The organism is Pseudoalteromonas sp. SCQQ13, assembly GCF_015864415.1.
GTDB lineage: Bacteria > Pseudomonadota > Gammaproteobacteria > Enterobacterales > Alteromonadaceae > Pseudoalteromonas > Pseudoalteromonas nigrifaciens.
The window spans coordinates 136,222-149,377 of sequence record NZ_JADYXG010000007.1; the positions used below are offsets into that span (position 1 = coordinate 136,222).

General features: G+C 38.9%; 12 protein-coding genes. 7 read left to right on the forward strand and 5 right to left on the reverse strand.

The genetic code is table 11. The features are described 5' to 3' along the window. Positions 1-308 precede the first annotated feature (308 nt). Positions 309-1,112, reverse strand: coding sequence for a 4-hydroxy-tetrahydrodipicolinate reductase (gene dapB, locus I6F41_RS07780; protein WP_011327910.1), 804 nt, complete (start codon positions 1,110-1,112; stop codon positions 309-311). Between the two features lie 308 nt (positions 1,113-1,420). Between dapB and I6F41_RS07785 the strand changes: the two genes are divergently transcribed. Together I6F41_RS07785 and I6F41_RS07790 are read left to right on the forward strand one after the other, a co-directional pair. After that, positions 1,421-2,734 (forward strand): Na+/H+ antiporter NhaC family protein, encoded by a 1,314-nt coding sequence (locus I6F41_RS07785; protein WP_182683336.1) that lies wholly within the window; start codon positions 1,421-1,423, stop codon positions 2,732-2,734. A 116-nt stretch (positions 2,735-2,850) separates the two neighbouring features. Next, positions 2,851-3,639, forward strand: coding sequence for a nucleoside-binding protein (locus I6F41_RS07790; protein WP_182683246.1), 789 nt, complete (start codon positions 2,851-2,853; stop codon positions 3,637-3,639). Positions 3,640-3,763: 124 nt separating this feature from the next. On the opposite strand, the gene I6F41_RS07795 is transcribed toward I6F41_RS07790, so the two are convergent. Then, positions 3,764-4,561, reverse strand: coding sequence for a M48 family metallopeptidase (locus I6F41_RS07795; RefSeq protein WP_011327907.1), 798 nt, complete (start codon positions 4,559-4,561; stop codon positions 3,764-3,766). A gap of 401 nt (positions 4,562-4,962) precedes the next feature. Between I6F41_RS07795 and I6F41_RS07800 the strand changes: the two genes are divergently transcribed. Beyond that, positions 4,963-6,165 (forward strand): Bcr/CflA family efflux MFS transporter, encoded by a 1,203-nt coding sequence (locus I6F41_RS07800; RefSeq protein ID WP_182677029.1) that lies wholly within the window; start codon positions 4,963-4,965, stop codon positions 6,163-6,165. A gap of 27 nt (positions 6,166-6,192) precedes the next feature. On the opposite strand, the gene grpE is transcribed toward I6F41_RS07800, so the two are convergent. Together grpE and I6F41_RS07810 are read right to left on the reverse strand one after the other, a co-directional pair. Next, positions 6,193-6,804: a nucleotide exchange factor GrpE gene (gene grpE / locus I6F41_RS07805; RefSeq protein WP_011327905.1), complete on the reverse strand. Its 612-nt coding sequence runs from the start codon at positions 6,802-6,804 to the stop codon at positions 6,193-6,195. Positions 6,805-6,861: 57 nt separating this feature from the next. Then, positions 6,862-7,827 (reverse strand): HrcA family transcriptional regulator, encoded by a 966-nt coding sequence (locus I6F41_RS07810; protein ID WP_041454395.1) that lies wholly within the window; start codon positions 7,825-7,827, stop codon positions 6,862-6,864. Between the two features lie 167 nt (positions 7,828-7,994). Here I6F41_RS07810 and nadK point away from each other — a divergent pair, with 167 nt between their 5' ends. The 3 genes from nadK to recN all read left to right on the forward strand — a co-directional run bounded on the left by nadK (position 7,995) and on the right by recN (position 11,263). Then, positions 7,995-8,879, forward strand: a complete 885-nt coding sequence (nadK, locus tag I6F41_RS07815; protein ID WP_011327903.1) for an NAD(+) kinase — start codon at positions 7,995-7,997, stop codon at positions 8,877-8,879. 77 nt (positions 8,880-8,956) lie between these two features. Further along, the gene (locus I6F41_RS07820) at positions 8,957-9,514 is read left to right on the forward strand and encodes a hypothetical protein (RefSeq protein ID WP_089368105.1); all 558 of its coding nucleotides are present in this window, start codon (positions 8,957-8,959) and stop codon (positions 9,512-9,514) included. A 75-nt stretch (positions 9,515-9,589) separates the two neighbouring features. Further along, complete coding sequence (recN, locus tag I6F41_RS07825) at positions 9,590-11,263, forward strand: DNA repair protein RecN (RefSeq protein WP_011327901.1); 1,674 nt, start codon at positions 9,590-9,592, stop codon at positions 11,261-11,263. A 688-nt stretch (positions 11,264-11,951) separates the two neighbouring features. Here recN and I6F41_RS07830 read toward each other — a convergent pair. Beyond that, positions 11,952-12,290, reverse strand: coding sequence for a Grx4 family monothiol glutaredoxin (locus I6F41_RS07830; protein ID WP_004335359.1), 339 nt, complete (start codon positions 12,288-12,290; stop codon positions 11,952-11,954). Positions 12,291-12,557: 267 nt separating this feature from the next. On the opposite strand from I6F41_RS07830, the gene I6F41_RS07835 reads away from it, so the two are divergent. After that, complete coding sequence (locus I6F41_RS07835; RefSeq protein ID WP_011327899.1) at positions 12,558-13,139, forward strand: superoxide dismutase; 582 nt, start codon at positions 12,558-12,560, stop codon at positions 13,137-13,139. Positions 13,140-13,156: the final 17 nt, after the last annotated feature.

Sequence of the window (13,156 nt, forward strand, 5' to 3'; positions counted from 1 at the left end):
CCAATACCCAGGCGATTGTTAAAGCGAGTTTTTGTGGATAAAGTTATTTTATAAACAGTGTTAAATGACGCCGATAACGAGCTTTAAACCTTAATCATTTTTTCTTGCCTTAAAACGACTTTATTCCCACTGAACCCCGCTTTTTTCAAGCCACTTGGGTATAATTGGAAACACGCGATTATTAATTTTTGGCAAATTGGCTGCATTTTACATTAAGTTTTCTTTTAGATCTAACGCTATTTAGTAAATTATAATAAATAACTGCTTGTACCTTTATTCAGACCCAAACAGCTGAAAGAACAAGTTAACTACTTCAAATCTAGCACATCTTGCATATCATAAAGTCCTGCGGGTTTATTTATTAACCAGCCTGCAGCTCTTATAGCACCTAATGCAAAGGTCATTCTTGAGCTTGCTTTATGGGTTAATTCGAGTCTTTCGCCCATTGTTGCGAAGTATGCGGTGTGTTCACCTACTATGTCGCCGCCTCTGAGCACCGAGTAACCAATTTCATTTTGCGACTTAGCCTGCTCAACTTTGCTGCGGTCGTATACGGCAACTTTGTCGTGATCCCAGCCTTTTGCATCTGCAATGGCTTCGCCAATGGCCAGCGCAGTACCCGACGGCGCATCTATTTTATGGCGATGATGCGCTTCAAAAATTTCAATATCCATATCATCGCCAAACTTTGTAGCGGCTGTTTGCACTAAATTAAGTAATACATTTACCCCCACACTATAATTGCGCGCAAATACGATAGGAATATGGTTTGCAGCCTCGTGTAGCAATGTCATATCGGCTTCGTTTAGCCCGGTGGTACCAATTACCATAGGGACACCTTGCTTAACCGCTGTTTGTAAATGTGTGCGCATGCCGGCTGGCAAAGTAAAATCAATTAATACATCAACATTCGTAATATTAGCTTCATCGCTAAAGGTTACTGTTTTATCTGCAGCACTGTTGAGTTGATTAACATTAATGCCTAATAACGGTGAACTACTGCGCACATAAGCGGCTGCAAGTTCACTATGCTCTTTTGTACTTGCTGCTTCTAATAAGGCTGAGCCCATTCTGCCGTTGGCACCAAAAACACCGATTTTATTTTTTGTCATTACCTTACCTAATATTTTAATTTGCAGCACCTTGTGGCTCGCGCGAAGATACTATTGGTCAATTAACACTATTTACTAGGCTAGATATTACCTAAATAGCATGTAATAGTCAGGTCACACTTTTAATTTAAGTAATAATACCAGTTTACTTTAGCCGTCTATACATTTAAACTTCTTTTCAGCGTCGATTTGGTCTTTGGCTTGCGGGCGCAGTGGTCTCCTAGTTTAAGTACAGTGGAGGATTCGCTAAACACAGCTAAAAGAGGAGTTTTTGGCTGTGATCTTTTTTCAATAATACGAGGAATATGATGCAGCCATCATTTAACAAAAATAAAGCAATACTTTCTTTGCTTCCCCTACTTACCTTTGTAGCGATATTTTTAGGCTCAGGCTTATATTTACAATCACAAGGGGTTGATTACGCTTTTTATCAATTACCTGCACCTGTTGCTATTTTACCCGCCATTATTCTGGCTTTCATTTTAAATAAAACCTCAATAAACCAAAGCGTCGAAACCTTTATTAAAGGCGTAGGTAATAACAACATAATTACCATGTGTTTAATTTACTTATTAGCGGGTGCGTTTTCTGCTGTTGCCGGTGCCACAGGTGGCGTTGATGCGGTTGTTAACGCTGGTTTGTCAATTATTCCACCTTCTTTATTGCTCCCTGGATTATTTTTAATTGCCGCCGTAATTTCCACCGCCATGGGTACTTCAATGGGAACTATTGGTGCCATTGGCCCTATAGCGTATGCAGTGTCGGTTAAAACCGGCATAGATCCAGCACTCATGGCCGGTACTATAGTGTCGGGCGCGATGTTTGGTGATAACTTATCGATTATTTCAGATACCACTATTGCGGCCACCCGTACTCAGGGTTGTGAAATGAAAGATAAGTTTAAAGAAAACCTTAAAATAGCTATTCCGGCCGCCATTGTTACAATTGCGTTGTTGTTATATTTAACACCCGCTGCACAAGTTGTTGAAACCAAAGATTACGACATTTTATTAGTGTTGCCTTATGCCTTTATTTTAGTGCTTGCGGTAATGGGCTTTAACGTATTTGTAGTTTTGCTTAGCGGTATTGTTTTTGCTGCACTTATGGGCTTTACTGGTAGCTATGAAGGCGCCAGCTTTGTAAAAGATATTTATAAAGGCTTTACCGACATGCAAGAAATATTTTTGCTGTCGATGTTTATAGGTGGTCTTTCTGAGTTTATTCGCCTTAATGGTGGCCTGGATTACATAGCGAAAAAAATCCAAGCAATTACTAAAGTGATTGCTAAGTGGCATCGAAAAGTGGCTGACCAACTCGGTATAGCGGCGTTAGTAATGGCCAGCAATATGTGTATTGCTAATAATACCGTGTCTATTATTGTTACCGGCCCAATTGCTAAAAAACTTGCTGATGATGGTAATATTACTGGTAAACGCTCGGCTAGTTTGCTCGATATATTTGCCTGCGTAACGCAAGGGACCCTGCCTTATGGCGCGCAAGCATTGCTACTTGGAGCTACATTTAAAATTAGCCCATGGGAAGTATCAACTTCTTCTTATTACTGTTTTATATTAGCTTTTAGTGCTATTGCGGTTATTTGTCTGCGCAGAAATAAAGCATAAATTAACGTTACTGTGTTGTAGCTTAGTGATTAAGCTACAACACAGTAATATAATAATTAACAAACCACTCCCCTTTGCTTATAATAGCGCTCCCGCGTGTCACACTAATTAGTATTATGAAACTAAAAAAATTACTTCCCGCTTTATGTTTAAGCACTTGCGCTTTATCTACCTCTGCTATTGCTGCTAACTGGAGCAGTACTGCTCTACACATTAATTATGGCGAGCAAACAAATCCATTCACAGAGCAAGAGTCAGATACCGCTGTGTATTCAATTCAGCACGCATCTGGTTATGATTACGGCGATAATTTTTTCTTTATTGATTACAGTAAAGACGACCTTGAAGACGGTTTTCAAGACCGTGATTTTTATGGCGAATGGTATTCAACCGTTAGCCTATCAGCTATTACCGGCCAACAGATTGGTTCAGGCGCGTTAATTGATGTTGGTTTAACTGCCGGTATTAACGTAGCAGGAGACGCCAAGGTAATGAAATATTTACCGGGTGTTAAATTAAGCTGGGATGTACCTGGTTTTAACTTTTTTCAGACATTGGTAACTGCCTACATTGATGACAGTGAAGGCGTAGCAAAAGGTGGTGCACCTATAGAAACTAATAGCTGGATGTTTGATGTTGCGTTTGATTACCCTTTTATGATCGGCACGCAAAAGTTTAATGTAAAGGGCCATGTTGAGTACATTGCTGAGCGTGAAAATGAATTTGGTCAAGATGTGCGTGCGTGGTTTTTAGCGCAGCCTATTATTACCTGGGATTTAGGCCATGCCCTTGAAATGAAAGAAAACACTCTGTTGCTAGGGATGGAGTGGCAATATTGGCATAACAAATTTGGCACTGATGTTACAGAATCGGTACCACAACTTCATGTTGAGTGGACTTTTTAAGCTTTAACTAGGGTCTTATATGGACTCCCTAATAGCTCTTTACTCAATAAATAAAGATTAGCACTGAATATAAAAACCCTGTAAGTAAATTACTTACAGGGTTTTTATTTGTAGTTAAACTAAATTACAGCTTACATTGTGGGTTTTTACCCTGTGCTCTTGCTGTTTTTTGCTCACCTAAAGCTTGGCTCATTTGTGCTTGCAAGTCTTTAATTCGGCTTGCTGGTGCTGGGTGAGTTGATAAAAACTCAGGTGTTGCGCCACCACCCGCTTTACTCATATTTTGCCATAAAGTAACTGACTCTTTTGGATCAAAACCAGCTTGCGCCATTAAATCCAAGCCGATTTCGTCAGCTTCTGATTCGTGCGAACGACTAAACGGCAATACAACACCGTATTGTGCACCCAAGCCCAAACCCTGCATAATTTCGTTACGATACCCAACATTACCCATTTCAAGAGCTGCACCGCCAATTTGCATGCCGGTTTGTAGCATTGAGCTTTGCGATACACGCTCGTTCGAATGCTCTGCAATTACATGCCCTACTTCATGGCCAAGCACTGTAGCCACTTGGTCTTGGTTAGTAGCCACTTTTAGCAGCCCCGTATGCACACCAATGTAACCGCCTGGCAATGCAAACGCATTCGCTGAGTCGTCTTCAAATACCACTACTTCCCATTTTTGCGAAGCGTACTGCTTAGGTAAAACAGCCACTACTTGCTCGGCAATACAATTTACATACGCGTTAGTTTGTGGATTTTTATTGATTGGCTGATTTTTTTTCATCTCAGCAAAACTGGCTGTGCCCATTTCACTCATTTGTTGATCAGAATAAAGCGCAATTTGGGTGCGCCCTGTTGGTGATGTTTTACAGCCAGCCAGCACTGCAGTAGCTAATATAGCTATCACGAGTTTTTTCATTATATTCCCTCAAATCATATTTTTTGTTAGCGCTAGAATAGCAAATACCACCGCAGTTTAAAATAATTGCTTTTTAGCAAGTAACAATAAAATTTTGTTGTTTATTTAACCTGAACTCTGGTTAAGAGATTTACTAACGTATTGAATCATAGTTATATTTAATTTTATTTTCTCTAGCCAGAGATTTTCAGTGAAAATAAGGCAAATTTACGCGTCAATAGCTGGCCTATTGCAAGTAAATTCAACGCAGTTAGCGCTGAAAATAGCTGCTCGAGATAGGTTTATTATCCGGATCTCAGGTTATTTACCCATTACAATTAACTTAGCAGGCAAACTAAGTTTATCCAATCAGCATGCCCTGTTACACTATACATCCTGTTTAGTAATGATTGAGTTTATACATGCCTGCATCGGCTTCGTCTTTTAACACCCGTATTTTATTGCCTTTACTAGCTAGTATTGTGGCAATTACGCCTTTAGCTATTGATATGTATTTACCGGCAATGTTAGTTATTGCGGGCGACTTACAAACCAGTATGCCTAACGTACAAATATCGTTAAGTATTTATTTAGCGGGCTATGCATTAGGGATGTTATTTTTTGGCCCTATTGCCGATCAAATTGGTCGCCGTAAATTGGCTAAAATTGGCTTAACTTTATTTGGTATAACGTCATTAGCACTTGCCTTTACTACCGATATATATGCATTTTGGGTCTTGCGTACCGTACAGGCATTTACCGGTGCAGCGGCAACCGTGGTAGTTCCTGGGATAATTAGGCATATTTACCAAAAAAACACCGCCAAAGGTATGTCTTATGTATCGATGATTATGATGGTAGCGCCATTACTTGCACCTTCAATTGGTTCGCTTATTTTAGGGTTTTCTGTTTGGTCTACCATCTTTTTAATTTTAGCGGCCTACAGCTTTATTATTTTAGCTTTTGTGCATGTGTATTTAATCGACATTCCTATTTTTAAAAATGACCTTAAAGGGCTGCCATTATTTTTTAATAGTTATAAAATAATACTGAGTAACAAAGATGCACGTGCCGACATTTTAAGCTCTATGTTTGTATCGTTTGGATTTTTTTGTTTTTTAACCTCAGTACCGTTTGTATATTTAGACTTATTTAAAGTATCAGAGCAGTTATTTGGCATTTTGTTTGCATTTAACGTTATAGCACTTATGTTTGGGAATTTTTTAAATACTCGTATTGTGCCGCGAATTGGCTCTCGTAAAATGCTCTACTACGGATTAATATTTGGCTTACTTTCGGGCGCTGCGTTACTTACTTTTAGTATTATGCAGCTGTCGCTTTACTTTATTGTTGGTGCTATTGCACCACTTATGATGAGCTTAGGCATAATAGCCAGTAATGCTGACTCACTTATTTTAATGAAGTTTGAAGCAAATACAGGCACAGCAACCGCAGTTATTGGTACGTTACGCTTTGGTAGCGGTGCTTTGGTCGGCCCCCTATTAGCTATACTACATGCTAAAAGTGCCGTGCCTTTTTCAAGCTTGATGTTTGGTGCTGTAATACTAACTGTTTTAGTGCAATTGGTTCACTATTTAAATAGCAAAAAAAATGCCTCAAATTGAGGCATTTTTTAAATCATTAATAACAACTTAAGCGTCAGCTGCTTTAGATACCATAACCATAGCTGGGCGCAATAAACGTCCGTTTAAGGTGTAGCCTTTTTGCATTACCGCTAATACTGTATTTGGCGATACATCGTTGCTTGGCTGAATTGACATAGCTTGATGAAACTCTGGATTAAACTGCTCACCCTGTGGGTTAACAATTTCAACGCCAAATTTTGCAACAGCATCGTTAAAGCTTTTTACCGTCATGCTAATACCTTCTAGCACAGGTTTTAGCGTTTCGTTTTCTTTATCAGAAAACTCAATTGCGCGCTCTAAGTTATCAATAACCGGGAGTAATTCGTTAGCAAACTTCTCTAATGCAAATTTATGTGCTTTTTCTACATCTTGTGCTGCACGACGACGCATGTTTTCAACATCAGCAGCGGCGCGAACTACACCGTCTTTTTGATCTGCTATTGTTTGCTTTGCTACTTCAAGCTCTGCATATAACATTGCAATTTCGGCTTCAGGGCTTTGCTCTTGCTCTGCGTGTTCTTCTGCTGCTTGTACAGCGGCTTCAACATCAGCTTCCATTTTTGCTAGGTCTTCGTTTAATTCTACTTCTTGTTCTGGGTTTTGTCTCTGCTCAGACATAAATATGTGCTCCAATTCTTTACAACTGCGGTAATTATGGGGATTGAATTAAAAGATTCAAGAGTTAGATGTCTCAATTAATTTAAATTCTTGGATTATTTTTTCGATTGGCGCTGATTTTGGACAAATTACACAAAAACGACTCTGATATTCTTGATTTTGAAAGTACGGCAAGCTAATCACAATCAATTCGTTACACTCTGAAAAAGGTAGGTTTTCAGTATTAAGTACCGACACCCCATTTTTAAATACTAGCTTGTCTTCGACAAAATTTAAAAAAGACACCCCAATGTTTAGGCTTTGCTCGCAATCTATTTGTTTATACAAATAGTTTTCACCAACCACAATACTATTATCAGAGCCAAGCTTTTGGCTTAGTTCACGCGTCCATTGGTTGAGTGAATCATGACAGTTACGCGGTGCAGTATTAGCCATTGCCTGCATACGGTACAAGCCTTCTATTAAGGTTTGTTGGCTAAATACCGTATTTAACCACGTGGCAAACTGATAACGCACAGTATCACTTGCATCATCGGGCTTATTAATACAAATGTTATGACTTTGCCCTGCTCTGTCTATTAATAAGATTAACCAATCCGTGGAATCAAAATCGAGCACTTCCACTCTAAATACTTGTTGCGAGCGTACCTGTGGCAAACCAACACAACAACACACCTGATAACGCTGACTTAAACCATGCGCTAATTCAACTAATTGTGTTTGCGCAGGTTGCCAGTAATTAGCTATGTCGGCGAGTGCAAAAAATTCCTCAAACCAATAATCAAATCCGTAGTCTGTTGGCACGCGCCCCGCTGATGTGTGGGGTGAGTAGAGCAAGCCCACTTTCTCTAAACGTGCCATGGCATTACGTACTGTAGCTGAGCAAACTGCCATACCTTTTAGCTTGGCAATTTTTGTTGATGGCACAGGTAAACCTTCACCATTACAATACGTGCTCATTACAGCCGCAAAAATTTGTTGATCTCGTGGGTTTAGTTTCATGGTTACTGCATCTTGTCTCATGTGCTTTATATCGGGGCAGAGCTTCTTAATTTCAAGTCATTAGCTACACGGCACGTAAATTAATGAGCTGCAAGATTAATTCATTGCAGTATTGCTAACGATCTGTATTTTCAAACACTTCTGTTTTAGGTTACTCTACAAATATTAAAACTTGCTGTGTATTTATTATGGATTCTCCTTTTCGCACTATCGGCCTTATTGGTAAACCAAATCATCCAGATGCGGCGGCAACCTTGCAGCGCCTGCATACATTTTTACTTGCGCTTGGTTTTACAGTTATTGTAGAAAAACGCACAGGAAGCCAACTTATTGATATACCAAAAAATAAGTTAGTTAAACTGGTCGACTTAGGTGAACAAGCTGATTTGGCCATTGTAGTAGGTGGCGATGGCAATATGCTTGGCGCAGCGCGTGTATTAGCACGCTTTGATATAGCCGTTATAGGTGTAAACCGAGGCAACCTTGGGTTTTTAACCGATTTAAACCCCGAGGGTTTCGAAGCCAGTTTAGAGCAGGTACTCAGCGGTGAGTATGTTGAAGAAAAGCGCTTCTTACTCGAAGTAGAAGTGTATCGTCATAACGAACTTAAAAGTGCAAACTCGGCTGTAAACGAAGCCGTTTTACATGCCGACAAAGTAGCGCATATGATTGAGTTTGAAGCCTTTATAAATAACGACTTTGTGTTTTCTCAGCGCTCTGATGGACTTATTGTATCTACCCCTACCGGCTCAACTGCTTATTCACTATCGGGGGGCGGCCCTATTCTTACTCCTGAGCTTAACGCAATAGCGCTAGTGCCTATGTTTCCACATACTTTATCGAGCCGACCTCTGGTAGTTGATGCCGATAACGAAGTACGCTTAAAACTAAGCCTTGAGAACACCGATAGTTTGCAAGTTAGCTGCGACAGCCATGTGGTACTCGCCGTTTTACCTGGTGATGAGGTAGTCATTAAAAAAGCCGATAAAAAGCTGCGCCTTATTCATCCTAAAAATTACTCTTATTACAACGTATTACGCCAAAAGCTCAATTGGGGCAGTCGTTTATACTAATTTTATTGCTAAGTATCGTGCTTTAGAGCAAAATATATTTTTTATAAAATAGCTAACCAAATCAGGATTGTGCGGCAATGACTTATATTGTTTTTTTTGCTTTATTATTATTAATTACATTATTAGCTAGTTATTTAATTGTTGAAAATAACCGTAAAAAAGCAATCGAAGCGAAAAAAAAGCTTTTTAATGCTCGAGTATCACAAGTTAATACTCGCTTAAAGCTAAAGCTCAATGAGTTACTTGACGCTAAGCTTATCCGACCCAAATACCTGCCACGTATACAAGCCATTGTAAGCAATTTTTTTGTGGTGCAAGCTCACACGGATGAAAACCTAAACCAGTTAGAAAGTACTGCCGATTTACTTATTAATATACTGTCGAACGAGTTAATTAAAACTTATCAAAGCAATGTTTCTCAAAATTTAGTCGATAATATCCAGTACTTTGTAGCGGAACTTCCCTTGCAAGGTATTTTATATAACAAGACTTTTTATCAAACTATTTTACCCGCCCTTATTGTTAATATTAAAACAGAAGACATAGAACAACTCGCTGATAATATTAATAATGCTGACGAAACAAGCGAAACTAATAGCCATTCTAAAATTATTCAAGATGAAGAAATTGCGTAAGTCATAAAAATTTAATTTGCAAAAAACCAAAACACTGTATAAATTAACAGTCAATTGACTGGATGGATAAACAGTATGTTAATTGGTTTAGAAATTAAAAATTTCGCAATTGTAAGTAATTTAAGTACAGAGTGGCAAAACGGCATGACCGCAATTACCGGTGAAACGGGTGCGGGTAAGTCGATTGCTATTGATGCCCTTTCGCTATGTTTAGGCGAGCGCGCCGAAGCCTCAGCTGTGCGCCCAAACACAGATAAAGCGGAAGTATGCGCGCAATTTGATTTAAGTAATTTACCCCTCGCTCATGCTTTTTTAGAACAAAATATGTTGAGTAACGCCGATAACGAATGTTTATTGCGCCGCGTGGTGTGTAAAAATGGCCGCAGCAAAAGCTACATTAATGGCAGCGCTGTAACAGCAGCGCAACTAAAAGAGCTTGGCCAGTATTTAATTTCGATTCATGGCCAACATGCCCACCAACACTTGTTAAAAGCCGAGCATCAACTGCAGCTACTAGATGCCTATGCCGGACATCATAATTTGGTCAGTGGCGTTAGCCAAAGCTATAAGCAATTTGCTAATTTACAAAAAGAATTTAAACACTTACAACAACAACAGCAGCAGCAAGCTGCGCAAAAACAACTATTAGAATACCAAGTAGCAGAACTTAACGAGTTTGCCCTACAAGAAGGTGAGTTTGAACAAATAGAAGCTGAGCATTACAAGTTAAGTAATAGCCAAACGATTTTAGAAACGTGTCAGCGTGAGTTACAGCATTTATACGAAAGTGATGAGCAAAATGCTTGTTCGTTATTGCAACACAGCGCGCAACAGTTTTCTGAGCTGGCACAATATGACGAAACATTAGCAAGTGTAGCTACATTGCTTGCAGAGGCCGCAGTACAAGTAGAAGAAGCTAGCCGAGAAGTGCGCAGTTACACTGAGCAGGCCGATTTAGATCCTGCTCGCTTGGTGGAGGTAGAAAACAGATTAAGCGGCGCTATGGATTTAGCGCGTAAACACCATATTAAACCACAGGCATTGGTTGAGTTTCATCAAGCTATTAGTCAAGAACTCGAGTCTATTAGCAATAACAGCTCTCGCTTAGAGCAGTTAGAATCTGAAATTGAAAACACACTTAGCCATTATCAACATGCTAGTGAACAGCTAAGCCAAAGCCGCCGTGAGTATGCTAATACACTAAACCGCTTAATTAGTAACAGCATGGCAAACCTGTCAATGGAAAACGGCATATTTGAAATTGCCCTAACTCAAGAAACCGAACGCGCACCAAATAGCTTAGGCTACGACAATGTATCGTTTTTAGTATCAACTAACCCAGGACAACCATTACAACCATTAGCAAAGGTTGCATCGGGTGGTGAGCTGTCGCGTATAAGTTTAGCTATTCAGGTAATTATTGCGCAAAAAGTCACAACACCTACCCTTATTTTTGATGAAGTTGATGTGGGGATCTCCGGCCCAACGGCCTCTGCTGTTGGTAAGTTATTGCGTCAATTAGGTAAGTCTACCCAAGTGATTTGTGTTACCCATTTACCGCAAGTAGCCAGCAGTGCGCATCAACAGTTTTTTGTTGCTAAAGAAATAGCAAATGGAGAAACTTTTACCCATATGCAGCCTTTAAACAAAGATGGCAGAGTTAACGAAATAGCACGCCTATTAGGGGGTGATAATATAAGTAAAACAGCAAAAGCAAATGCTAAAGAGCTAATAATGGCACACGCTTAATATTACTTTTATACGTTTATTTTAATATGTGGTTAGTAGGGTTAAGAGTTAAGGATTAAAATGCAAAATACAGTTGCCTACTTTTGTTTAACTGCGGGCTGGTTAGTGTTAATCGTTAGCCTTGTTTTTCTAATTTTGAGTACCTTTAAACATACTCACTTTAAGCAGATTTTATTGCGCTATTTAAATACAGCATTGGTATGGCAGTTATTGATCACGCTGTTTTTTATAATGAATAATACAACAGCCACTTTGAACAATTTTATTATTATTTGTGGGGTAATAATTACATTGCAATTGCTATGTAATTTAGCCTGTTATTTAGGTTTAAAACGCGCAAAAGCAAAAGGCAGACCCTCATTAGATCATTTTTCTATGGACTAAGTATTACTGTATTTTATTCAAGCAATAAATAAAGTACTTACAGTGGGGTAAAGCGTTTTAATGTGGTGCTTTGATGTTGGCTTTTAGTAGGTATTTTATTGCTGAGCTACTCAACTTTTTAAGTCTAAAAGCTAATGTTGCAGCATTTACGCACGTCTAATTTGGTTTGGCTGGTAAGTTTTTAATGATTAATTTATCGATAAGAAACGATTAATAAAAAACAATAAAACCACTATAAAAGTGGTTTTATTGTTTTAGCAAAATTTTGTATCAATACACCTTAAAAAGCGTGCTTATCGAGATATTATTCTGCGTCAGCTTCTTTATATTTAGCTGCTGTTTCAGTAATTAATGGTTGTAATTCACCACGCTGAAACATTTCGATGATAATATCACAACCACCAACTAATTCGCCATCTACCCATAACTGTGGGAATGTAGGCCAATTTGCATAAGCAGGAAGCTCAGCACGAATGTCTGGATTAAGTAAAATATCAACATATGCAAATGGTTCACCACATGACATTAACGCTTGCGATGCTTGTGAAGAAAAACCACAGTTAGGCAACTTAGGCGATCCTTTCATGAAAAGGATTATTGGGTTTTCTGAAATTTGCTGTTTAATTTTATCAATGGTTTCCATCTACAACCTCAAAATGACGATAATTTAATATACCTAAGGCCTTGAAAATAACTCAGTGAGACCATAGATCTATAACTTAAAATGGGCAAATAAAGCCGCAATTGAAATAGTCTTTAGCAATAGCATTGCTGTTTGCTAAAACTTGAGTAGAATACTCAACAATTATAGTAACACTATATTCCCGTTTGGTATAGATAACTGGCCTGTTCCAACAGGCATTACGTATTACTAAATGGACTATTAACTAAAAGAAGATGGAGATAAAAAATGGCATTTGAACTACCGTCACTACCATATGCAATTGATGCACTTGAGCCGCATATTTCAAAAGAAACTCTTGAGTTTCATCATGGTAAACATCACAACACTTATGTTGTTAAACTTAATGGTTTGATCCCAGGCACTAAGTTTGAAAACAAATCTCTTGAAGAAATCGTATGTTCATCAGACGGTGGCGTGTTTAACAACGCTGCACAAATCTGGAACCATACGTTCTACTGGAACAGTTTATCGCCAAATGGCGGTGGTGCACCGACTGGCGCGGTTGCTGATGCAATCAATGCTAAATGGGGCTCTTTTGATGCATTTAAAGAAGCATTAAACGACAAAGCAGTTAATAACTTTGGTTCTAGCTGGACTTGGTTAGTTAAACTAGCTGATGGTTCACTAGACATAGTTAACACTTCTAACGCTGCTACACCATTAACTGATGATGGTGTTACTCCAATCCTAACTGTGGATTTATGGGAACACGCTTACTACATCGATTACCGTAACGTTCGTCCAGATTACCTTAAAGGTTTTTGGTCGCTAGTTAACTGGGAATTCGCGAACGCTAACTTCGCTTAATTAGCCCTTAAAAGCTA

Coding starts and splice junctions, on each gene's coding strand:
- dapB (WP_011327910.1), bottom strand. CDS start 1,112: ATGACAAAAAATAAAATCGGTGTTTTTGGTGCCAACGGCAGAATGGGC.
- I6F41_RS07785 (WP_182683336.1), top strand. CDS start 1,421: ATGCAGCCATCATTTAACAAAAATAAAGCAATACTTTCTTTGCTTCCC.
- I6F41_RS07790 (WP_182683246.1), top strand. CDS start 2,851: ATGAAACTAAAAAAATTACTTCCCGCTTTATGTTTAAGCACTTGCGCT.
- I6F41_RS07795 (WP_011327907.1), bottom strand. CDS start 4,561: ATGAAAAAACTCGTGATAGCTATATTAGCTACTGCAGTGCTGGCTGGC.
- I6F41_RS07800 (WP_182677029.1), top strand. CDS start 4,963: ATGCCTGCATCGGCTTCGTCTTTTAACACCCGTATTTTATTGCCTTTA.
- grpE (WP_011327905.1), bottom strand. CDS start 6,804: ATGTCTGAGCAGAGACAAAACCCAGAACAAGAAGTAGAATTAAACGAA.
- I6F41_RS07810 (WP_041454395.1), bottom strand. CDS start 7,827: ATGAGACAAGATGCAGTAACCATGAAACTAAACCCACGAGATCAACAA.
- nadK (WP_011327903.1), top strand. CDS start 7,995: ATGGATTCTCCTTTTCGCACTATCGGCCTTATTGGTAAACCAAATCAT.
- I6F41_RS07820 (WP_089368105.1), top strand. CDS start 8,957: ATGACTTATATTGTTTTTTTTGCTTTATTATTATTAATTACATTATTA.
- recN (WP_011327901.1), top strand. CDS start 9,590: ATGTTAATTGGTTTAGAAATTAAAAATTTCGCAATTGTAAGTAATTTA.
- I6F41_RS07830 (WP_004335359.1), bottom strand. CDS start 12,290: ATGGAAACCATTGATAAAATTAAACAGCAAATTTCAGAAAACCCAATA.
- I6F41_RS07835 (WP_011327899.1), top strand. CDS start 12,558: ATGGCATTTGAACTACCGTCACTACCATATGCAATTGATGCACTTGAG.